The organism is Xanthomonas codiaei (genome assembly GCF_002939785.1).
GTDB lineage: Bacteria > Pseudomonadota > Gammaproteobacteria > Xanthomonadales > Xanthomonadaceae > Xanthomonas > Xanthomonas codiaei.
The window spans coordinates 48,861-70,499 of sequence record NZ_MDEC01000007.1 but is presented as its reverse complement, the minus strand read 5'-3'; the positions used below and the strand labels follow the sequence as shown (position 1 = coordinate 70,499).

The 21,639-nt window shown below is 66.3% G+C and carries 19 protein-coding genes; 12 read left to right on the top strand and 7 right to left on the bottom strand.

Features of this window, described 5'->3' with window-relative positions:
- Positions 1 to 237 precede the first annotated feature (237 nt).
- Positions 238 to 849 (top strand): superoxide dismutase, encoded by a 612-nt coding sequence (locus XcodCFBP4690_RS07050; protein WP_104540277.1) that lies wholly within the window; start codon positions 238 to 240, stop codon positions 847 to 849.
- Positions 850 to 1,239: 390 nt separating this feature from the next.
- Here the strand turns inward: XcodCFBP4690_RS07050 and XcodCFBP4690_RS07045 are convergent, their stop codons facing one another.
- Positions 1,240 to 2,073: an inositol monophosphatase family protein gene (locus XcodCFBP4690_RS07045; protein ID WP_005913068.1), complete on the bottom strand. Its 834-nt coding sequence runs from the start codon at positions 2,071 to 2,073 to the stop codon at positions 1,240 to 1,242.
- A gap of 116 nt (positions 2,074 to 2,189) precedes the next feature.
- Here XcodCFBP4690_RS07045 and XcodCFBP4690_RS07040 point away from each other — a divergent pair, with 116 nt between their 5' ends.
- Genes XcodCFBP4690_RS07040 through XcodCFBP4690_RS07030 form a run of 3 tightly spaced genes read left to right on the top strand, consistent with a single transcriptional unit; the run spans position 2,190 to position 6,049 of the window.
- Complete coding sequence (locus tag XcodCFBP4690_RS07040) at positions 2,190 to 2,954, top strand: RNA methyltransferase (protein ID WP_104540276.1); 765 nt, start codon at positions 2,190 to 2,192, stop codon at positions 2,952 to 2,954.
- Positions 2,955 to 3,005: 51 nt separating this feature from the next.
- Positions 3,006 to 3,935, top strand: a complete 930-nt coding sequence (locus tag XcodCFBP4690_RS07035; protein WP_167394505.1) for a phosphate/phosphite/phosphonate ABC transporter substrate-binding protein — start codon at positions 3,006 to 3,008, stop codon at positions 3,933 to 3,935.
- Positions 3,932 to 6,049: a putative bifunctional diguanylate cyclase/phosphodiesterase gene (locus tag XcodCFBP4690_RS07030; protein WP_104540274.1), complete on the top strand. Its 2,118-nt coding sequence runs from the start codon at positions 3,932 to 3,934 to the stop codon at positions 6,047 to 6,049. The genes XcodCFBP4690_RS07035 and XcodCFBP4690_RS07030 overlap by 4 nt, the downstream gene beginning before the upstream one ends.
- A gap of 85 nt (positions 6,050 to 6,134) precedes the next feature.
- Here XcodCFBP4690_RS07030 and epmB read toward each other — a convergent pair whose 3' ends face one another.
- Positions 6,135 to 7,163 (bottom strand): EF-P beta-lysylation protein EpmB, encoded by a 1,029-nt coding sequence (gene epmB, locus XcodCFBP4690_RS07025; RefSeq protein WP_104540273.1) that lies wholly within the window; start codon positions 7,161 to 7,163, stop codon positions 6,135 to 6,137.
- 101 nt (positions 7,164 to 7,264) lie between these two features.
- Between epmB and efp the strand changes: the two genes are divergently transcribed.
- The 6 genes from efp to XcodCFBP4690_RS06995 all read left to right on the top strand — a co-directional run bounded on the left by efp (position 7,265) and on the right by XcodCFBP4690_RS06995 (position 12,285).
- The gene (gene efp / locus XcodCFBP4690_RS07020; RefSeq protein ID WP_104540272.1) at positions 7,265 to 7,831 is read left to right on the top strand and encodes an elongation factor P; all 567 of its coding nucleotides are present in this window, start codon (positions 7,265 to 7,267) and stop codon (positions 7,829 to 7,831) included.
- Between the two features lie 52 nt (positions 7,832 to 7,883).
- Positions 7,884 to 8,684 (top strand): PA3715 family protein, encoded by an 801-nt coding sequence (locus XcodCFBP4690_RS07015; protein ID WP_458335076.1) that lies wholly within the window; start codon positions 7,884 to 7,886, stop codon positions 8,682 to 8,684.
- Between the two features lie 18 nt (positions 8,685 to 8,702).
- Positions 8,703 to 10,040 carry a TRZ/ATZ family hydrolase gene (locus tag XcodCFBP4690_RS07010; protein WP_167394503.1) on the top strand — a complete coding sequence of 446 codons (1,338 nt, stop codon included), beginning with the start codon at positions 8,703 to 8,705 and terminating at the stop codon, positions 10,038 to 10,040.
- 29 nt (positions 10,041 to 10,069) lie between these two features.
- Entirely contained in the window at positions 10,070 to 10,789 is a 720-nt protein-coding gene (gene ubiG, locus XcodCFBP4690_RS07005) for a bifunctional 2-polyprenyl-6-hydroxyphenol methylase/3-demethylubiquinol 3-O-methyltransferase UbiG (RefSeq protein WP_064510666.1), read from the top strand.
- A gap of 112 nt (positions 10,790 to 10,901) precedes the next feature.
- Positions 10,902 to 11,567, top strand: coding sequence for a phosphoglycolate phosphatase (locus XcodCFBP4690_RS07000; RefSeq protein ID WP_104540269.1), 666 nt, complete (start codon positions 10,902 to 10,904; stop codon positions 11,565 to 11,567).
- Positions 11,568 to 11,595: 28 nt separating this feature from the next.
- Positions 11,596 to 12,285 (top strand): isoprenoid biosynthesis enzyme family protein, encoded by a 690-nt coding sequence (locus tag XcodCFBP4690_RS06995; RefSeq protein ID WP_104540268.1) that lies wholly within the window; start codon positions 11,596 to 11,598, stop codon positions 12,283 to 12,285.
- A 188-nt stretch (positions 12,286 to 12,473) separates the two neighbouring features.
- On the opposite strand, the gene XcodCFBP4690_RS06990 is transcribed toward XcodCFBP4690_RS06995, so the two are convergent.
- Complete coding sequence (locus XcodCFBP4690_RS06990; protein WP_104540267.1) at positions 12,474 to 14,144, bottom strand: glycoside hydrolase family 28 protein; 1,671 nt, start codon at positions 14,142 to 14,144, stop codon at positions 12,474 to 12,476.
- A gap of 374 nt (positions 14,145 to 14,518) precedes the next feature.
- Entirely contained in the window at positions 14,519 to 15,658 is a 1,140-nt protein-coding gene (locus XcodCFBP4690_RS06985; RefSeq protein ID WP_244183584.1) for a putative acyl-CoA thioester hydrolase, read from the bottom strand.
- 396 nt (positions 15,659 to 16,054) lie between these two features.
- Here XcodCFBP4690_RS06985 and XcodCFBP4690_RS06980 point away from each other — a divergent pair, with 396 nt between their 5' ends.
- Positions 16,055 to 16,558 carry a pyridoxamine 5'-phosphate oxidase family protein gene (locus XcodCFBP4690_RS06980; protein WP_208622706.1) on the top strand — a complete coding sequence of 168 codons (504 nt, stop codon included), beginning with the start codon at positions 16,055 to 16,057 and terminating at the stop codon, positions 16,556 to 16,558.
- Positions 16,559 to 16,723: 165 nt separating this feature from the next.
- Positions 16,724 to 17,014, top strand: coding sequence for a hypothetical protein (locus XcodCFBP4690_RS06975; protein ID WP_104540363.1), 291 nt, complete (start codon positions 16,724 to 16,726; stop codon positions 17,012 to 17,014).
- A 224-nt stretch (positions 17,015 to 17,238) separates the two neighbouring features.
- On the opposite strand, the gene eutC is transcribed toward XcodCFBP4690_RS06975, so the two are convergent.
- The 3 genes from eutC to eat are packed head-to-tail and all read right to left on the bottom strand — an operon-like array spanning position 17,239 to position 20,830.
- Entirely contained in the window at positions 17,239 to 18,060 is an 822-nt protein-coding gene (gene eutC, locus XcodCFBP4690_RS06970) for an ethanolamine ammonia-lyase subunit EutC (protein WP_104540264.1), read from the bottom strand.
- On the bottom strand, positions 18,057 to 19,469 hold the full coding sequence (locus XcodCFBP4690_RS06965; protein ID WP_104540362.1) for an ethanolamine ammonia-lyase subunit EutB: 1,413 nt from the start codon (positions 19,467 to 19,469) through the stop codon (positions 18,057 to 18,059). The genes eutC and XcodCFBP4690_RS06965 overlap by 4 nt, the downstream gene beginning before the upstream one ends.
- On the bottom strand, positions 19,466 to 20,830 hold the full coding sequence (gene eat / locus XcodCFBP4690_RS06960) for an ethanolamine permease (RefSeq protein WP_104540263.1): 1,365 nt from the start codon (positions 20,828 to 20,830) through the stop codon (positions 19,466 to 19,468). Before eat ends, XcodCFBP4690_RS06965 begins: the two co-directional genes overlap by 4 nt.
- Between the last annotated feature and the right edge of the window lie 809 nt (positions 20,831 to 21,639).

Sequence of the window (21,639 nt, the reverse complement as noted above, 5' to 3'; positions counted from 1 at the left end):
TGTGTGCGGCAGAGCAAGTATGCCGTTGCGCGACTGTGTCGACTTTGAATGCATCGCCGCGCCGGTCCGGTTCACGCGCAAGTAACCGGGGCATGGTGCAAGGTGTGCTGCCAAGACGGCGCGGCACGCGATGGGATGAAGTTTCCCTGCCTGCACCCTTGGTAAGCGCCGCTGCCGTCCTTACCATCTACCCCGCAACGCCCGGTCTTCGCCGGGCGGCAAGTCCAGGAGACCCTCATGGCTTACACCCTTCCGCAGTTGCCTTACGCTTACGACGCGCTGGAACCGAACATCGATGCGCAGACGATGGAAATCCATCACACCAAGCATCACCAGACCTATATCAACAACGTCAATGCGGCGTTGGAAGGGACTGAGTACGCGGACCTGCCGATTGAGGAGCTGGTGTCCAAGCTGAAGAGCCTGCCGGAAAACCTGCAGGGCCCGGTGCGCAACAACGGTGGCGGCCATGCCAACCATTCGCTGTTCTGGACCGTGCTGGCGCCTAACGGCGGCGGCGAGCCCAAGGGCGAGGTCGCCAAGGCGATCGACAAGGATCTGGGCGGTTTCGAGAAGTTCAAGGAAGCCTTCACCAAGGCTGCGGTCAGCCGCTTCGGCTCCGGTTGGGCGTGGCTGAGCGTGACTCCTGACAAGAAGCTGGTGGTGGAAAGCACCGCCAACCAGGATAGCCCGCTGTTCGAAGGCAATACCCCGGTCCTGGGCCTGGACGTGTGGGAACACGCGTACTACCTGAAGTACCAGAACCGCCGTCCGGAATACATCGGCGCGTTCTACAATGCGGTGAACTGGGAAGAAGTCGAGCGCCGCTACCACGCTGCCATCGCGTGAACCGTGCGCTGATGCCGTAACGCCAGAAGGCCGGGAGAGATCCCGGCCTTCTGCTTGATGGGCCAGGTTTTTCTGTCCGCGCGCACCCAGCGCAGCAGATCCCTGGTGGCCTTCGATCGTGCGCCGGCACGCTCCTGTGGCGTGTCGCAGACCTTGTCGACGCCAGGGCAGGGCGCGGAGCCAGTTCTGGCATGACGGCCATCCATTATTCGTAGACGCACATCCGCACGCGAGGGGCTCGGCCGATGATGCCTGGTCGCGCAAACGTGCGCTGGCAAGTGCGTTGCCGCAGGCCTGGACAACGCAAAGGCCGGGAGTGACCCCGGCCTTTTGTATGCGTGTTCCTGTCGCAGCGACACGCGCCGCGGACTTTGCCGTCAGTCGCAGAAATCAGAACTTGGCGTCGAACTCGCGGGCGTAGCCGGTGTTGACGATGACCTTCTGCAGCGCATCGCTGATCTTGATGTTGCCAGCCACGATCTGCTGGGTTTCCGGGCCCATGTTGTCCATGCGCGGCGGGGTGGCGCCCTTGTAGTCGCAGACGCGGCCACCGGCTTCGCGCACCAGCAGCACGCCGGCTGCGATATCCCAGGCTTTGACGCCGGCTTCGAAGTAGGCATCGGCACGGCCGCAGGCCACGTAGGCCAGGTCCAGTGCCGCCGAGCCGGTACGGCGCACGTCTTCGGCCTGCACCAGCAGCGCGTCCACGCACTTGAGCTGGGCGCTGGCGCGCGCGCGTTCGCGCGGCGGGAAGCCGGTATGGACCATCGCGCCTTCCAAGTCCTTGCGCTCGGCAATGCGGATGCGGCGGTCGTTGAGCACCGCGCCGGCACCGCGGCTGGCGGTGAACAGCTCGTTGCGCAGCGGGTCGAAGATCACCGCATCGGTGGGTTCGCCGTTTTCCACCAGCGCGATCGACACGCAGTAGTGCGGAAAGCCACGCAGATAGTTGCTGGTGCCGTCGAGCGGGTCGATGACCCAGGTGTAGCGCCCACTCTTGCCACCTTGCACGCCGCCTTCTTCGCCGAACACTGCGTACTCGGGGTAGCCGCGCTTGAGTTCCTTGATGATGACCTTCTCGGCATCGGCATCGACTTCGCTGGCGTAGTCCATGCGGCCTTTCTGCACCACGTTGAGCGCATCGAGCTTGTTGATGCCGCGCAACAGCACATTGCCGGCGAGGCGGGCGGCTTTGACCATGACGGTGACGGCGGGTTTCTGCATGGTGAAAGCTCCCGTGAAGGCAGAATGGACAATGACGAAGGTAAAAGAGCGGTCCGGCGCCAAAGCCGGCCGCGCAGTTTACCATCTACGACCGAATCGCTCCCCAATCTCCGTTCATGTCTGTCACCCAGCGCATCCGTTTCGTCCTTGTCGGTACCCAGCATCCAGGCAACATCGGCGCCGCCGCGCGCGCGATGAAGACGATGGGCATCTCGCGGCTGGTGCTGGTGGCGCCGGAGCGTGCGCTCGACGAGGACGCCTACCGGCGCTCGGCCGGCGCCGAAGATGTGCTCGGCGATGCGCCGGTGTTCGACACCCTCGGCGAAGCGGTGGCCGATTGCACCCTGGTGATCGGCTGCACGGCGCGCGCGCGCCGGGTGGCCCTGGAGGAGCTGCTGCCGGACCAGGGGGCGCAGCGCGCCCTGGCCAAGGCCGGTGAGCCGGCCGAGGTGGCGTTCGTGTTCGGCCGCGAGCGTACCGGCCTGACCAACGACGAATTGCAGCTCTGCCATGCAGCGGTACATATTCCCTCCGACCCGCAGTTCAGCTCGCTCAACCTGGCGGCGGCGGTGCAGGTGCTGGCGTACGAAGTGCGGCGGGCGTACTTGGCCGCTGGCGAGGCCGAACCGGCGCCTGCGGCGGCCACCGGCCTGCGCGACGGGCCGGCCAGTCATGCGCAGCTGGAGGGCATGTTCGGCCAGCTGGGTGACACCCTGGACGAGATCGACTTCCACAAGGGCCGTGCGCCGGAGTCGGCGATGCGCAAGCTGCGCCGGCTGCTGCTGCGCGCCGAGATGACCGAGCAGGAGGTGCGGCTGATCCGCGGCATCCTGTCCGATGCACAGCGCATGGCCATGCTGGCCAAGCGGTCCGGAAGCTGACGTCTGTCACATCTTCAAAGATTCGGCTAGGCTGTCCGCGGCTCTAGGGGAGTGTCCGTTTTGCGCGGTCTACGATGGTGTCTGATTGCCTGCTGGCTGATCGTCGCGGCGGGTCTGGCCGTGCCGGCTGCGGCAGCGCCGTCCTCGGTCCTGGTGCTGGGACGCATCAGCGATGATCCGGCCACGCATTACGATCAACTCAAGCCCCTGCTGGACTACGTAGTGCCGCGCATGCGCGAGGTGGGCATCCGTCGCGGCGAGATCCTGATGGCACCGGATGCGCGGCAGATGGCCAGCTATCTGCGGCGCGGCCGGGTCGACTGGGTCAGCGAGACCACCGGTGCGGCCATGCTGCTGGAGCAGCGCGGCAGCGCGCATCCGTTGCTGATGACCGAACGCGATGGTGTGCGCGACTTCCATACCGTGTTCTTCGTGCGCCGCGATAGCCCGATCCAGTCGCTCAGGCAACTACGCGGGCGCACCCTGGCATTGCACAATGCGTCCTCCACCAGCGGTTACCTGCTGCCGATGCTGGAGTTGATGCGCAACGGCATTGTCTGCAACGTGCTGCTCTCCCCGGACGATACCCAGGTGCTGGGCTCGGTCGGTTACCTGATGGTCGGTTCGAAATTGAACATCGCCGCGTTCGTACACAAGCGCCTGATCGATGCCGGCGCCTTCAGCAATCTCGATTGGGACGACGAGCGGCATCTGCCGCCCGCCTTCAAGCGCGATTTCCGCATCGTGTACCGCAGTGCGCCGGTGCCGCGTGCGGTGGAAATGGTACGTACCGGGATGGACCCGGCGGTGGAACGCCGCCTGCGCGCCGTGCTGTTACAGGCCGCCTCCGACCCCAAGGCCGGCCCGGCACTGAAGCGTTTCTTCGGCACCACGGCGTTTCATCCCGTGGATGAGGGAAGCCGCAGGCGCCTGGATGCATTGAGCGCCGGCTTGCAGCACGTCAAGGATGAAGTGGAATGAGTCAGGTGCGCTTCGGATTGCAGGCACGTTTTCTGTTGGTCATGGCACTGACCCTGCTGCTGGTCGGTGCGATCCTGGCCTCGCTGCTGCAGCGCCAGAGCGCCATGCAGCGCGAAGTGCGCGGATTGAGCGCGCAGATCCTGCACGAGCTGTTCGACCGCAGTCTGCGCACCCGCGGCGAAACGTTGGCCACCGAGCTGGCCTCGGGCCTGGCCAATCCCCTGTATTACTCCGACCTGGGTGCAGTGGGGGCGCTGGTGCGCAATGCCTCGCGACAGCAGGTGGTGAGTTATGTGCTGGTGTTCGATCGGCGCGGGCGGCTGGTGCACGACGGCACGCCCAATCTGCAGCGCTACGGCCAGGCCATGAACGATCCGCTGGCGGCCAAGGCGATGGCGGCGCGGGAGATGCTGCTGCAATCCTCGCCCGAAGTGCTGGATGTGGCCGTGCCGATCAAGATCGGCGACCAGCGCATCGGCGGCGTGCGCGTGGGCATGTCGCGCGAGCGCGTGCGCAAGATCGAGTCCAGCGCCAACCTGACCCTGGTCGAAAACCTCAATGCGATCGGCAAGCGCGACCTGGGCTGGCTGCTGGTGCTGCTGGCGGCGCTGGTCGGGCTGGGGGTGTTGCTGGCGATCTACGTGCAACGCACGCTGGTGGCACCGGTACGCTTGCTGGCGTCGGCGGCGCGGCAGATCGAGCAGGGCGACTATGCGGTGCAGTTGCCGCCGCATCCGCGCAACGACGAAATCGGCGAACTGATCTCCGCCTTTGGCCGCATGAGCGAGAGCATCGCCCGGCACGACCGCGAAGTGCGCCACATGGCCTACACCGATGCGCTGACCGGGCTGACCAATCGGCTGGGCTTTCGCGAAGGGCTGGACCACCTGCTCAACACCGCCCGCAGCACCGATAGCAAACTGGCATTGCTGTTCGCCGATATCGACGACTTCAAGCGGGTCAACGACACCCTCGGTCACGAGGCCGGCGACGAAGCCTTGTTGCAGTTCGCCAGCCGCATCAGCCGCGCGGTCTCCGCGCTGGGCGGCGATGACGCGATCCTGGCGCGCTTCGGTGGCGACGAGTTCGTGATCCTGCTGCAGAGCGGCGATGTCTCCCTGCTGGCCGCACAGCTGGCGGAGCGTCTGGTGCACGAACTGAGCCGGCCGCTGAATGTACAGGGACGCGAAGTGTTCCTGGGCACCTCGATCGGCATCACCTTGTTCCCCGACGACGCCAACGACGCCACCGCGCTGCTGAAGAACGGCGACATCGCGATGTACCAGGCCAAGCTGGCAGGCAAGAACTGCCACCGGTTCTACAGCCGCGCCGCCGATCATGCGGTGGAGCGCCGCGTGCACATGGAACATGAGTTGCGCGGTGCATGGGAGCGCGATGAGCTGCGACTGGTCTACCAGCCGATCTACCGCACCAGCGACCGCGTGCTGGTGGGCGTGGAGGTGTTGCTGCGCTGGCAACATCCGGCGCTGGGCACGATCGCGCCATCGACCTTCATCGACATCGCCGAGCAGAGCGGGCTGATCGAAGTGATCGGCCCCAAGGTGCTGCGCGCGGCCTGCCTGGAGGCAGCGCAGTGGCCGATGGTGGGCGAGGGGCTGTTCATCTCGGTCAACGTCTCGCCGCGGCAGCTGCGTAGCGGAGCGTTGATCGACACGGTGGCCGAGTGTCTGGCCGAATCCGGGCTGCCAGCCGCGCGTCTGCACCTGGAACTGACCGAAACGGCGGTGATCGGCGACGAGATGATGGCCGCCAGCCTGCTCGACCAGTTGCACCGCACCGGCGTGAAGGTATGGCTGGACGACTTCGGCACAGGCTTCTCGGGCCTGAGCCATCTGCGCCAGGTGCCGGTGGACGGGGTCAAGATCGACAAAAGCTTCATCGCCGACCTGCAGCGCGATCCCGACGATCTGGCGCTGACCACTGCCATCATCAACATGGCGCATTCGCTGGGCATCACGGTGGTGGCCGAGGGCATCGAGCAGGAAGCGCAGTTCAACCTGCTGCGCGAGCGCGATTGCGATCTGGGCCAGGGCTACTGGTTCAGCCGCCCGTTGACGCCTGCCGATTTGGTCAAGCTGATCGCAGCGGGTTGAACGGCGCAAGGGTGCATCCGGGCGCGATGGAGCGTGACCGGTAAAGCCTGTCGCGCCTGGGTGCGCTCCTGCGGCGAGCTGGGGGCTACAGCGGCCGTTTGCCGGTATCGCCGGGAATTTCGCGTACCAGCCGCGGCACCAGGTAGCCGGACAGGCGCGTGGCCAGTTCCGTGTGCAGCGCGCGTGCGCGGGCATCGTCCACTTCGAAATGGGCGACGCCGGCCACGCGATCGAGCTGATGCAGGTAATAGGGCAGCACGCCGGCGGCGAAGCTGCGTTCGCTCAGCGCGTCCAGCGCGTCCACGTTGTCGTTGACGCCGCGCAGCAGCACGGCCTGGTTGAGCAGCTGCGCACCGGCGCCACGCAGCGCCTGCATCGCGCTATCCACCTCGGCATCGAATTCGTTGGCGTGGTTGGCATGGATCACGAACGCCACCGGCCACGGCAGGCTGCGCAGCCAGCCCAGCAGCGGCGCATCCACGCGCGCCGGTAGCACCACCGGCAGGCGGCTGTGGATACGCAGCCGCTTGAGATGCGGGATGGTGGCCAGCGCGTCGGTGAGTTCGGCCAGCTTGGGTGTGGCCAGCGACAGCGGGTCGCCGCCGGACAGCAGCACCTCGTCGATGCCCGGGTCGGCCGCGATCGCGGCCACGGCCTGGCGCCAGCCATCGCGGGCGGCGGTTTCTTCGGCATACGGGAAGTGGCGGCGGAAGCAATAACGGCAGTGCACCGCGCAGCTGCCGGTGGCGATCAGCAGTGCACGGCCGTGGTACTTCTGGATCACCCCGGCGGCAGTCCTGGCCGCGGCATCGCCCACCGCGTCCAGGCCGAAGCCCGGCACCGGCTGCATTTCCGCATCCAGCGGCAGCACCTGGCGCAGCAGCGGATCGTCGAGGTCGCCACGCCGCATCCGCGTCACGAAGGCATGCGGCACCCGCAGCGGGAACTGCGCGGCTGCCGCGTCGCTGATGCCGGCCGCCTGCGCCTCCAGGCCCAGCAGCGCCAGCAGGGCGCGCGGATCGCGCACGGCGTCGCGCCATTGCTGCTGCCAGCGCGTCGGCGGCAGGGCGATGGCGGGAGATGGCTGTAAGGCGAGGGGGGCTGCGGTTATCATGTGCGGTCACAAAACCAATGCCCGCCGGTCGCGGCGGGCGCCCCATTCTAATCCGGCCCGCCCCGATTTGGCGGGTCGTGGTCTTATCGAGGAGCTGCACCATGGCCACTGTTGGCATGAACGACGTCAAGAACGGCATGAAGATCCTGGTCAACAACGAGCCGGCGGTCATCACCGAGACGGAATACGTCAAGCCGGGCAAGGGCCAGGCCTTTACCCGCATGAAGTACCGCTTCATCAAGTCCGGCCGCGTGGTGGAAATGACCATGAAGGCCACCGACGACGTGGAGCTGGCCGACGTGGTCGATACCGACATGCGCTACCTGTACAGCGATGGCGAGTACTGGCACTTCATGGACCCGGAATCCTTCGAGCAGGTGCAGGCCGACAAGGCCGGCATGGGCGGCGCGGAAAAGTGGCTCAAGGGCGAGGAAGACTGCATCGTGACGCTGTGGAACGGCGCGCCGATCTGGGTGCAGCCGCCAAACTTCGTCGAGCTCAAGATCACCGAGACCGACCCGGGCGTGCGCGGCGACACCTCCGGCGGCGGCGGCAAGCCGGCCACGCTGGAAACCGGAGCAGTGGTGCGTGTGCCGCTGTTCGTCAACCAGGACGAAGTAATCAAGGTCGACACCCGCTCGGGCGAATACTCCGCGCGCGTCAAGTAAGACCATGCGTCCGGGACACTGGCCTGATCGAGCGGGGCGCGGTGCCAGTGTCGTGTTGGGGCTGTGGGGTGCGTTGCTCGCGTGCCCGGCGTTTGCGCAATCGGCTGCCGCAACCTGCGATGCCGAGGACGTGGCCGCCGTTGCGGCCATTGCAACGTCCGGCGTCGTGGGCGGCGCTGCTGCCACCGTGCCGGTCGACCGTCTGGTGGCCCAGAGCTGCAAGCCGTGGCCGAACGATGCGGCGATCCGGCTGGCGGCAATCGCATTTGCTGGCGACGCGGAGACCGTGCCTGGCGAGCGCGACCTCGAGTTGCGCGTGGCCATGCTCGATGCCGCCAGCGGCAAGGTGCTGGCGTTCTACGCGCAGGCAATGGGCGAGGACGCCGTCTTTGAACTGGCTGCCGACAGCCTGCGCCTGGACACCGCGCGCTACGATCTGGCCAAGGGCGTGCGTGCGATCGGCGTGGTGGTGCGCAGTGCCGCGCGCGGGCCCAGCTGCCCGGATTTTTACAGCAATCAGGCATTAACCCTGCTGGTGCGCGAGGGGCGCAGCCTGCGCCCGGTGCTGCAACGCGATCTCTATGCGTGGCAACGTGTGAAAGGCGAGCCGTGCAGTCTGGGCAAGGACGATGTGATCACCGAAGTGGCCAATCTGAGCGTGAGCATGGCGTCGCAGGTACACGCCGGCTACGCGGACATCGTGCTGACAGCCAACGTGGCTACCGTGGAGAGCGCCGCTGGCAGCGACACCGATACCGAACGCACCCGTCGCGTGCGCCAGGTGCTGCGCTACGACGGCCAGCGCTATGTGCCTGTGGCCGGTGGCGATCCCAGCTGGCCGTTCGACAATTAACCTTTTATGGATCCGCTCATGACCAATGCCCCTCCCCAAGTCTGCGACCTGTTGATCGAAGCCGGTTACGTGGTACCGATCGAACCGCACGCGGTGGTGCTGGAAGACCACGCCGTGGCGGTCAGCAACGGCGCGATCGTGGCGATCCTGCCGACCGCACAGGCGCGCGCGCGGTTTGCGCCGACGCAGACCGTTTCGCGCCCGGACGCGGCCCTGATCCCGGGCCTGGTCAACGCGCATACGCACAATCCGATGACGCTGCTGCGCGGCGTGGCCGACGACCTGCCGTTGATGGTGTGGCTGCAACAGCACATCTGGCCGGTGGAAGCTGCGGTGATCGGCCCGGAGTTCGTGGCCGACGGCACCACGCTGGCGATTGCCGAGATGCTGCGCGGCGGCACTACCTGCGTCAACGAGAACTACTTCTTCGCCGATGTGCAGGCCGCCGTGTACAAGCAGCACGGTTTCCGTGCGCTGGTGGGCGCGGTGATCATCGATTTCCCCACCGCCTGGGCGTCGTCGGACGACGAGTATTTCGCCCGCGCCGGCGAGCTGCACGACCAGTGGCGCGACGATCCGCTGATCGGCACCGCGTTCGCGCCGCATGCGCCGTACACGGTGAACGATGCCAACTTCGAACGCGTGCGCATGCTGGCCGACCAGCTGGATCTGCCGGTGCATCTGCACACGCACGAAACCGCGCAGGAAGTGGCAGATTCGATCAAGCAGTATGGCCAGCGCCCGCTGGCGCGTCTGGACCGCCTGGGCCTGGTCAACGACCGCCTGATCGCCGTGCACATGACCCAGCTCACCGATGCGGAAATCCATCTGTGCGGCGAGCGCGGCGTGAGCGTGGTGCATTGCCCCGAATCCAATCTCAAGCTGGCATCCGGGTTTTGCCCGGCATGCGCGCTGCAGCGTGCCGGCGTGAACCTGGCCATCGGCACCGACGGCTGCGCCAGCAACAACGACCTGGACATGTTCAGCGAAAACCGCACCGCCGCCATCCTGGCCAAGGCGGTGGCCAACGATGCGACCGCGCTGGATGCGGCCACCACCTTGCGCGCGGCCACGTTGGGCGGCGCGCGTGCGTTGGGCTTCGGCGACAGGATCGGTTCGATCGAGGTCGGCAAGCAGGCCGACCTGGTCTGCGTGGATCTGTCGGCGCTGGAAACCCAGCCGTTGCATCATGTGCTGTCGCAGTTGATCTACGCCGCCGGCCGCCACCAGGTCACCGACGTGTGGATCGCCGGCAAGCCCAAGCTGGTGCAGCGCGAGCTCATCGACATGGATACCGCGGCCCTGGTCGCCAATGCGCGCCAGTGGCGCGACCGCATCCGCACCGTTCGCGCCTGAGCGCACGTCATCGACTCACGGAGTTCCGCATGAATCCCGATACCTCCACCACCTCCGGCAACTTCCGCCAGACCGAACTGGACAAGTTCGCCGCGTTGGCCAACCGCTGGTGGGACGCCGACGGCCCGCAGAAGCCGCTGCATGCGCTCAACCCGGTACGCCTGCAGTACGTGTCCGCGCGTCAGGAGCTGGCCGGCGCGCGCGTGCTCGACGTCGGCTGCGGCGGCGGTCTGCTCAGCGAGTCGATGGCGCGCCTGGGCGCGCAAGTGACCGCGATCGACCTGGCCCCGGAGCTGGTCAAGGTGGCGCGCCTGCACAGCCTGGAGTCGGGCGTGCAGGTGGATTATCGCGTGCAGTCGGTCGAAGACCTGGCCGCAGAACAGCCGGGCAGTTTCGATGCGGTGACCTGCATGGAGATGCTCGAGCACGTGCCGGACCCCACTGCGATCATTCGCGCCTGCGCCAGCCTGCTCAAGCCGGGCGGCAAGCTGTTCCTGTCCACGCTCAATCGCACCCCGGCCGCGTTTGCGTTGGCGGTCGTGGGTGCGGAGTACATTGCGCGGCTGCTGCCCAAGGGCACGCATCACTACAAGGACTTCATCAAGCCGTCCGAGCTGGCGGCGTGGTTGCGCGCCGCCGAGCTGCAGCTGGAGGACGTCAGCGGCATGCTGTACGAGCCGTGGCGCAATCGTGCGCGGCTGTCTTCGCGCACCGAGGTGAATTATCTGGCGTATGCGGTGAGGCCGTGACGGGCGGGGAATCGGGAATCGGGAATCGGGAATCGCAACGGCGGTTGGCAGGGGTTTTGCAATTTGCTGGTTCTGGCCTGGTTGCTGATCGCGGTGGCATGGCGGTGGCGCCGTGAGGTTTCCGCGGGCGGTGTTGTTCGATCTGGATGGCACCTTGCTGGACAGCGCACCGGACATGCTGGCGACCGTCAACGCGATGCTGGCCGCGCGCGAGCGTGCGCCGGTGACGTTGGAGCAGCTGCGGCCGGTGGTGTCCAAGGGTGCGCGTGCGATGCTGGGCGTGGCCTTCGCCGAGCTCGATGAGCAGGCGCGCGCGGCGCTGGTGCCGGAATTCCTGCGCCGCTATGAAGCCTTGATCGGCACGCAATCGCAGCTGTTCGATGGTGTCGACGAGCTGCTGGCGCGACTGGAAAGCGCCGGCTGCCTCTGGGGCATCGTCACCAACAAACCCGAATACCTGGCCCGCTTGATCCTGCCGCAACTGGGTTGGCAGCAACGCTGCGCCGTGCTGATCGGCGGCGATACGCTGGCCGAGCGCAAGCCGCATCCGTTGCCGTTGCTGACCGCGGCCCAGCACATCGGCGTGGCGCCGGCGCAGTGCGTCTATGTGGGCGACGACGAGCGCGACATCGTCGCCGCACGCGCGGCCGTCATGCCATCGGTTGCCGTGTTGTGGGGCTACCGCCTGCACGACGATGTGCCGGCGCGCTGGCAGGCCGATGTGCTGGTCGATACGCCGCAGCTGCTGTGGAACCCGGCGACGTGGCCGCAGACCTGATTCTTCTTCGTTTTTGTCCGGACCCGCCATGAGCCAATCCAGCGCCCTCGACAGTTTTCTCGACAAGTGGCGAACCCGCTGGCCGGAATGGTCTGTCGCCGAACCCTTCATTCCCGAACCGCAGCGACGCGTGACTGCTGCCTGGTTCGCCTTGCTGCAGGAATGGGAAGACATCATGAACATCGCCGGCGACCCGCTGCCGGCCGATGCCAAGCTGGCGTGGTGGCAACAGGAACTGCGCGACTGGTCCGAGCAACGCTCGCGGCATCCGCTGGGACGCGTGCTGGAGCCGGTGCGTGCGCCGTGGGCGCCGTTGGCCGACAGCTTGCCGGCGATGCAGGCCGCACGCGTGCAGCCCGCATCGCTTGCGCAGGCACTGGAGCAATTGCGTGGCTTCGCCGAGGCCGTGGTCGCCGCCGAAGCGGTGCTGTTTGCGCGTGCGCAGCCTGGCGATGCCAGCGCCGTGGCCGTGCAGTGGCTGGATGCACGCCAGCGCGTGGCCGGTGAGAGCGCTGCACCCGGCGGCGTCGGTACCGGCGACTGGCGCGCGCAGTTGTTGCGGGCCTGGCCACGCAAGCCGGCATTGGCCCGCCCGCACCGGGTGTGGTCGCGGCTGGCACGCGTGCGCCTGCAGCGCGAGCTGGCCGGCAAGCCGGCCTATCCGCCGCCGGTGCAGCAGTTGTGGCATAGCTGGCGGGCTGCCAGCGGTGCGGACTGAGTGCGAGCGGAGGCGGCGTCGCACCGCCTGGGGTGATCGTGCAAGTGGGTGAGCTAGGGCTGCCGGCCGACCAAGCGTGATCGCTGCAGAGCCTGCAGGTTTTCAGTCGGAACAGACTTCTTGCTGCGACCTGCCGGCCGCAGCAAGTACCTGTGTGGCCTCGTTCGTCGATGCTCGGCGCACGCCGCTTAAATGGGCGAATCCGGCAGCACCGAATGCAGGGCAATGAAGGCGTCGTTGCATTGCAGTGGAGTGCCTGGCCCGGGCGTCCCCAGCAATTGCACGTCGTTTGGCACCGATGGCGTCAGCTGATCGTAGAAACTTACCGGACCACCGTTGAAGGTGAAGTGCGTTGCCCCGGGATTGCTGGCCGGCCCGCCGAAATGCGGCTGTGCGAAGGTGATCTTGCCGCCGCCCAGCACTACGTTGTCCAGGCTGATGGAGATCGGCCGGCTGCCGCTGGCTTCGCGATACCCGTAGAAACTCAGTTCACCGCCGCCAAAGCGCGTCGAGCCCAGCGAATGCACGTTGCTGAGCGAAATGCCGGTGAACTGCGGGATCTTGTCGCGCGTGGCCGGGTTGGCGTAGTTCGCATCGAACACCAGCGGACGGGCAACGCCACGCATGCACACGTTCTCGAAGCTGATGTCCTCCACCAGGCCGCCGCGCGAGGCATCGGACTTGATGCGCAGGCCATTGCCCGAATACGGATCGCGCACGACATCGTTGGCATTGAAGCCGTCGATGCTCAGCCCACGCACGGCGATGTGGCGCATGCCCGAATCGGTTTCGCTGCCCAGCGAGAAGCCGTGGGTGTAGTAGCACTGGTTGTAGGCGAACAGCATGTTTTCCGAGGCGATGCTGCGTGTGCCCTTCGCATGCGCCTTGATCGCCACGCAATCGTCGCCGGTACCGATGTAGGAGTACGCCAGCAGGACTTTCTGCGATTGGCCCGGGTCGAAGCCGTCGGTGTTCTTTGCGGTTTCCGGCGTGAAGCAGGTCGCATGCGGATTGTCCTCCGGCGTGCTGCCGGCCGGGCAGCGGTAGCCGGGGCGCGTATAGACCAGGCTGGGCGCCAGGATCTTGATGCCCCATGCGGTCAGGCCGGCCACGTTGTCACTGACGACATGGAAGTTGGGTGAGTTCTCCAGGGTGATGTCGTACAGCGTGACATCGCTGCTGTCGTCGATCTGGATCAGACGCGGCACATGCTGGGTCAGCCCCTTGCTGACGTTGAGATAGGCCAGGTCCCACCAACTGGCGGTGCCGGCATTGGGGCCGGCGGTGAGCGTGCTGCCGCCGCGGCCGTCGATCTTGCCTGCGCCGACGATGCCGCTGCCGGCCGCGTCGGTGATGTGGATCAGCGGATTGCACGACTTGGCCTTGTCGCTGCTGGCGGTGCCGCAGGTGCCCAGGCCGTTGTCGTAGTCCTGCGGATTGCGTGACGCGAACAAGGTGACATTGCGGTCGAGCCACAGCGTCACGCCGCTCCTGAGGGTGAGCGGGCCGCTCAACAGGCCGGATTGCCCGGCATCGCCGGGAACCACATGCACCGCACTGCCGGCCGGGCAATCGTCGATGGCTGCCTGCAGGCGCGCCGTATCGCGCCTGGATTGGCTGGGGTCCTGATCCAGCGCATCGAGCGAGCCGGCGACCGGGACCAGGGCCGCCTTGAGCGTGGCGCAGACCTGTCGGGGCAACCTGGGTTGCTGCACCACGCCCCACCGGGTCGAGATGCTGTGTGCGGTATCCGGCATGTCTTGCGTCGATGGTCCCTTGGCCGAAGCCTGAGAACTTGTCAGGCCGAACAGCGCCAAGGACAGCAGCGCCAGGGTGGGGAACGTAGGTGTTGGCTGCATGGGAGTGCTCCGACGGAAAGAACGGCGGTGTCCGATCGCGACACGGCATCGAGCCGGTGCATGACAATGGGTGACCATCGCCTGGTTCACGCAATGCCTGCAGCGTTGATGTCGATGGTGTCGCGTGATCGGCCACGCGGAGGCGCCAGCGTGCCGCCTGAGTGCGCTTGTCGATGACAGCGGAGCGAAACCAGCACCGCGCGTCCGAAGGAAGCGTTTGTCTCACCGCGATAGGTTGGCGTCTCGGCGTCAGGCGATGCCTGTTGAAAGCGCCTGTTGGCACGTCGCATCACGCGAGTGCCGGACAGGCGCCATGTGCGGTCCAAGGGTGCGGTGACCGGCACGCCGGGATACGAGCAGTGGCTCGCCGCCAGTCAGTTGGCGGCGCCGGCTCCGCTGTTGCTGTATTCGTAGAAGCGGTTGGGCGAGTTGCTGCAACCGCTGCTGCAGAACGGTCGGTTTGCAGTGGAGGCGTTCCACGGCGCAGCCTTGCGGATGTGACCACCCAGGGTGGAGTCGCGCACGGTGACCTGGCCATTGGGCGATGTGCCGTTGACGTAGGCGCTCAGGCTGCTGACGCCTTCATCCCAGGCGCGCCCCAGGTAGGTCTGGTTGTCGGGTGAGCCGGAAACGGCGACAAAGCTGCTGTTGATTGCCAGGAAGCCATACGTACTGCCTGGCCGCGTGCTCGGGGCAAAGATGTAGCCGCCACGGCTGCTGCCCAGGCGCGCACCGATGGAGCGGATGGTGGCGGTGTCGAACACGCCGATCCCCGAGCCGAAGATGAAGTCCACATCGCCATCGATCGTGCTGTTCTTGAAATACGCACGATTCACGTTGGCCGCGTTGGTCGCGCTGATCAGCAAGGTGTCCTGGTTGCCGGTGATCACCACGTCTTCGAAACTGGCCTTGTCGCCGCGCACCGCCAGTGCCACTGCCGACTGGTTGTTGTCGGTGTAGGTACCTTCGACATAATTGTTGTCGATGCGCAAATGGCGTGCCTGGAAGTCGGCGGCGCGTACCGTCACGGTGGCGCTGTTGGAGGTGCCAACGGTGGTGGCCGACGCATTGCTGGCGCAGGCATGGCTGGCCGTGCCGGCCGGCTTGGGCGTGGGGTTGGCGTTATTGAAGCGGATGACGGTATCGCCAGCGGATGCGCCGAGCCCGAACACCGTCAATGGCGGCGCATTGGCGGGGACGCACACCAGCTCGGTATATGTGCCTGCCTTGAGGCTGATGTAGCGACGCGTGCTGCCACCTGCCGCCACTGCCGCATCGATGGCCGACTGCAGGCTGCGGTAACGCGTCGAGCCATCCGCTGCCACGGCATAGTCCGCACTGAGCAGGGCAACGCCCGCGGTAGGATTCCAGTTGTCTGTGACCAGGGCATTGATCGGGCCGGCCTTGGCCAGCGCTTTGGTGATCGTATAGGTGCTTGCTTCGCTGCTGGTGAGCTGCGGCCGTGCAGCGGTGCCGGTGAGTGCTGCCGCATCGACGCTGGCCAGCGTCAACAGTGCAGCGGCAATGCAGGTCGTACGAAAGTGCGAGACGGACATGGTGTGGCGCTCTCCTGGAAAGGGACGCGTGCATGAAGGTTGCCAGCGAATGCCGGCCACTGTGTGAGCCACTGGACATGGCGCGGTGTGTTGCCAGTCCATTGTTGGACTCACGCTCAAGACACGTCGCCATCTGCGCGGCAGGGCGATGCTACTGCCGGGATCGCTTGCCGGCGCGCATGTGGGCGAAGCAATGTGCAGGAATTGCTGGGTGGTCACGCTTTGCGTCCGGACCAGGTCGCAACGTACCACCGCGTGGCGTGCTGCATGCGCACCGGTGCGGCGGTGCAACGCGGGTCATCACATGCCGTGGGCACGCGGCCTTCCAGACTCAATCACCCGCGTAAGACGCGCATGTCAGGAATGCAAATGACCGATCCAAAAGAGCTGCAGGATAAATTCTGGAAAGCCCTGAAGTCCGACCGCACCGTGATGCTGGGCCTGGATGGTGTGGAAGACGGTCATGCACGTCCGATGACGGCGCAGATCGAAGGCGACAGCGGTGGCCCGATCTGGTTTTTCACCTCCAAGGACAATGCATTGATTGCAATGCTGGGCCAGGGGCGGCGGGTGATCGGCGCTTTCAGCAGCAAGGGCCATGATCTGTTCGCCAGCATCAGTGGTTCGTTGCGCGAGGATACCGACCGTGCGGTGATCGATCGCCTTTGGAATCCGTATGTGGCTGCCTGGTACGAAGGCGGCAAGGACGATCCCAAGCTGGCGCTGCTGCGTCTGGATCCGGACCATGCGCAGATCTGGCTCAACGGGTCCAGCCTGCTGGCCGGTATCAAGGTGCTGCTCGGTATCGACCCCAAGAAGGACTATCAGGACAAGGTGGCGGACGTTCCGCTGCGTTGAGGGGATGGGCACGCAGGCGCGACCATGCCGGTTCGCCTGCGCTTGCCAGCGTTCGCCTGCGCGCGTGCCGCCATGGCGCGCTTCACCGCGACCGAACACGCCGCGGCGCAATCATCGTGGCTTGCCAGGCACCGCACGTGCGGGCGTGCCATCAGGAGAAGCAGCATGCAAAAGATCGAAATCGGCCAGATGGTCTTCCTGCGCGATGGCGAGGTCGGAGTTGGCGCGGTACGCGACATCCGTAACGATGGCGCCGAGCTGGTCATCAATATCGAGAACGGCGGCGATTTCGTAGTGCCCGCATCGGTGGTGCGCGATGTGCATTCGGGCAAGGTGCTGCTGGATGTGGAAAAGCTTCCGGAACAAGTGCGTCACGCCCTGCGTCATCCGCACGACAACGAGTTGCGTACCAGCACCTATGCGGCCAGCAATCCGCGCGACGGTGCACTGAACTGATCCTGGTTGCTGCGCGATTGGATGGCTGCGGTCGCCGCAGGCACACGATTCGCACCTGCGCTTACCGTTCGCCAGACAGAAAATTCATGCCTGGCCAGCGATGGCGCTTTCGCAAGTCCAGTCGCACCAATTCTGGAAGCGGCGGGATTTGAGGTTGTTGCGCATCGCGTTGCCGCGAAATCCGGATGCAAGACGGCCCGGTTGGCATGCTGCACCCACGCAGATCAACTGGTGGGCAACAAGAAATTACGCGGCGCCTCGGCGCTCGCACCACCTGATGGCAAGCCCGTTTGCTCGGCCTCGTCCTTGAGTTGCACACCGGACAGGCGGCGTCGAAACGCTTCGCGCAGCAGGTAGGCGAGCTTGTGCGCCGCTTCCGCATAGTTCAAACCTTCGATGCGGATATTGGAGATGCAGTTGCGCGCCGCATCGGTCAGCCCGACCCGCGGAGCGTAGGTCAGATACAGGCCAAGGCTGTCGGGCGAGCTCAGCCCGGGTCGCTCGCCGATCAGGACGATCACCGCACGGGCGGCGAGCAGCTCGCCCACTTCGTCGCCGATCGCCACGCGCCCTTGGGCGACCAGCGCCACCGGTGCCAGCGACCAGCCTTCGTGAGCGGCCAGTGCATCGATCCGTTCGAGCATCGGCGCAGCATGCCGATGCACCGCCAGGGCGGACAGCCCATCGGCCACCACCACTGCGAGGTCCTGTACATTGCCTTGTAGAGCGGCAAGGCCGCGCAGCTGCGTGGCAGCCTCATCGGACAGACGGCGGCCCAGGTCCGGGCGCTGCAGGTAGGTGTGCCGATCCGGTGCGGCACTGTGCACCAGCAGGCTGCTGCGCCGGCGCTGTTTCAGTGCGGCCTGCAGCGGCGCGGCGTCGAAGGCCAGATGCACTGCGTCGCGTGCCTGCGCATGCGCCAGCTGGAAGTCCAGATGCGCCACGGTAGGCAGGCTGGTGCCCACGCGGCCGAGTGCGATACGCGCCGGCGTCAGCTGCCGCAGCTGCGCCCAGGCATCGCGTGGAGGCGTCGCCGCAGTGCTCATTGCGCTTTCTCCGCTGGCAGTTGCGCCAACGCACGGCGAAACGCCGCAGGCACATCGCTGCCGAGTGCAAAACGGCCATCGTCCTGCAGGCGCAGGATGCCGTGTTGTTCCAGCCATTGCTCGAATTCCGGCGCCGCACGCAGGCCAAGCGCCTGCCGCGCATACAGCGCATCGTGAAACGACGTGGTCTGGTAGTTGAGCATCACATCGTCCGAGCCGGGAATGCCCATGATGAAATTGATGCCGGCGGTGCCGAGCAGGGTGAGCAAGGTATCCATGTCGTCCTGGTCGGCCTCGGCGTGGTTGGTGTAGCAGATGTCGCAACCCATCGGCACGCCGAGCAGCTTGCCGCAGAAGTGGTCTTCCAGCCCGGCTCGTATGATCTGCTTGCCGTCGTAGAGATATTCCGGGCCGATGAAGCCCACCACGGTGTTGACCAGCAGCGGCTTGAACTGCCGTGCCACCGCATAGGCGCGCACTTCGCAGGTCTGTTGATCCACGCCGTGATGCGCATTGGCCGACAGCGCGCTGCCCTGGCCGGTTTCGAAATACATCACGTTCTCGCCCACGCTGCCGCGGCGCAGCGACAGGCCCGCCTCGTGCCCTTCGCGCAGCAGCGCCAGATTGATGCCGAAACTGGCATTGGCCGCCTCGGTGCCGGCGATGGACTGGAACACCAGATCCACCGGTACACCGCGGCCGATCGCCTCGATGGTGGTGGTGATGTGCGCCAGCACGCAGGACTGGGTGGGGATCCGGTAGCCGGTGATCACCGCATCGAGCATGCGCAACAAGGCGCTGGTAGCGGCCAGGCTGTCGCTGGCCGGATTGATGCCGATCACTGCATCGCCGTTGCCATACAACAGGCCATCCAGCACGCTGGCGGCGATGCCGGTGGCGTCGTCGGTCGGGTGGTTGGGCTGCAGGCGGGTGGACAGCCGCCCGCGCAGGCCCAGCGTATTGCGAAAGGCGGTGACCACGCGGGTTTTCTGTGCCACCAGGATCAGGTCCTGCACCCGCATCAGCTTGGATACCGCGGCCACCATCTCCGGCGTCAGCCCGGGCGCCAGCGCCGTCAGCGCGGCTTCGTCGGCCTGGGCGCTCAACAACCAGTCGCGAAAGCCGCCAACGGTGAGGTGCGCGACAGCAGCGAACGCGGTCGCATCGTGCTGGTCGATGATCAGCCGGGTGACCTCGTCCGATTCATAAGGCACCACGGCTTCGTCGAGGAAATGCCGCAGCGGCAGATCGGCCAGCGCCATCTGCGCTGCCACGCGCTGCAGCCCCGACTCGGCTGCCAGCCCGGCCAGCTGGTCGCCCGAGCGCGCCGGCGTGGCCTTGGCCAGCAGGGTCTTGAGGTCGGCAAACCGGAACTGCTCGCCGCCTGCCGTGAACGCAAAGCCGCTCATCCGCCGCTCGCCGCCGTGGAGGCCTGGCTGCGCAGGCTCAGCACGCAGCACACCGCGCCAAGCAGCAGCAGGCCAACGAAGATCAGCGCCACGATCGGGTTGAACCACACCATGGCCACCAGGCACACCAGCGCCAGCAGCAAGGCGATCGCCGGCACCAGCGGATAACCGGGCGCGCGAAAGCTGCGATCCAGCTGCGGTTCGCTGCGTCGCAGCTTGAACAGGCTCAGCATGCTCATCACATACATCACGATGGCACCGAACACCGACATGGTGATCATTGCCGCGGTCAGCGACATGCCCTGGATCTCGATCACGCCATCGCTGCAGATCGCGGCAATGCCGACGCCGCCGCCGGCCAGGATCGCGCGATGCGGGGTACGGAAGCGCGACAGCGTGGCCAGCCTGTGCGGCAGGAAGCCGGCGCGGGCCAGTGCGAAGAATTGCCGCGAATAGCCCAGGATGATGCCGTGGAAACTGGCCACCAGCCCGAACAGACCGATCCACACCAGCATGTGCAGCCAGGTCGAACTGTTGCCGACCACCGCCTTCATCGCCTGCGGCAGCGGGTCGTTGATGTTGGACAGCTGGCGCCAGTCGCCCACGCCGCCGGCAAACACCATCACCCCCAGCGCCAGCGCCACCAGGGTGAAAATGCCGGCGATGTAGGCACGCGGGATGGTGCGCCTGGGGTCCTTGGCTTCCTCGGCGGCCATCGCCGCGCCTTCGATCGCCAGGAAGAACCAGATCGCGAATGGAATCGCCGCAAAGATGCCGGAAACCGCCGCCGGGCCGAACACGTCGCTGCCGGCCCAGCCATTGGCGGCGAAACGCGCCACGCTGAAACCCGGTGCCACCACGCCCATGAAGACCAATAGTTCGATCACGGCCAGCAATGTCACGATCAGCTCGAAGGTGGCCGCGATCGCCACCCCGACGATGTTCAAGCCCATGAACACCAGATACGCGCCGATGGCCGCCACACGCGGATCCAGCGTGGGGTATTGCACATTCAAGTACGCACCGATCGCCATCGCGATGGCCGGTGGCGCGAACACGAATTCGATCAGGGTGGCCAGGCCGGCGAGCATGCCGCCGTAGTTGCCGAACGCGCGCAGGCTGTAGGCGAACGGTCCGCCGGCATTGGGGATGGCCGTGGTCAGTTCGGTGAAACTGAAGATGAAACAGGTGTACATCACCGCCACCAGCACGGTGGTGACCAGGAAGCCCAGCGTGCCGGCGGTGCCCCAGCCGTAGCTCCAGCCGAAGTATTCGCCCGAGATCACCAGCCCGACCGCAATCCCCCACAATTGCCAGGTGCCGAGGGTGGGCTTGAGTTGCTCGTTGCGCATGTGGCTCATCTCCAGCGGTCGGGGAGGCGACCAGGCAGCGGCGCTACCTGTGCGACGGACGCGCCATCGTGGCTGCGCGATCGCTGCTGTCCAGCGAGGATCGATGGCGTCTCGGTTATACCCCAAAGCCGGGCGGCGAACACTCGCACGACGGGTAGGTGTGCGCTGGTGTGTCTGCCCGAGGCTGCGGCATGTCGAACTGCGTGCAGCGGCGCCGGCTGTTCATATGCCCAGCGCCCCCATCCGCCCTTCGGGCACCTTCCCCCGCAGGCGGGGGAAGGGGGCGTCGTGCGACTGGAGAGGTGTCACCGCGCCGCCGCGCGCCAGCGAGTTGCCGCGTTCAATCACCAGCGGTGGGTCGATACGCACATCGAATGCTTCGGGTGGGGCCGGGTCTTGCAAGCGTACTGGTGTCTCTACCTCGCCCAGGCGCCCCCATCCGCCCTTCGGGCACCTTCCCCCGCAAGCGGGGGAAGGGGGCGTCGTACGACTGGAGAGGTGTCACCGCGCCGCCGCGCGCCAGCGAGTTGCCGCGTTCAATCACCAGCAGTGGGTCGATACGCACATCGAATGCTTCGGGTGGGGCCGCGTCTTCAAGCGCACTGGTGTCTCTACCTCGCCGGGGGCGCCCCCATCCGCCCTTCGGGCACCTTCCCCCGCAGGCGGGGGAAGGGGGCGTCGTACGACTGGAGCGGTGTCACCGCGCCGCAGTGCGCTCAGGCGGCCGCATCGTCAGCCGCGCCGCTGCGCGTCCTTGGCCTGACCGCGGTGCAGCGACTTATGTCCGGTTACTTCCCGCGTTCAATCACAAGCAGTGG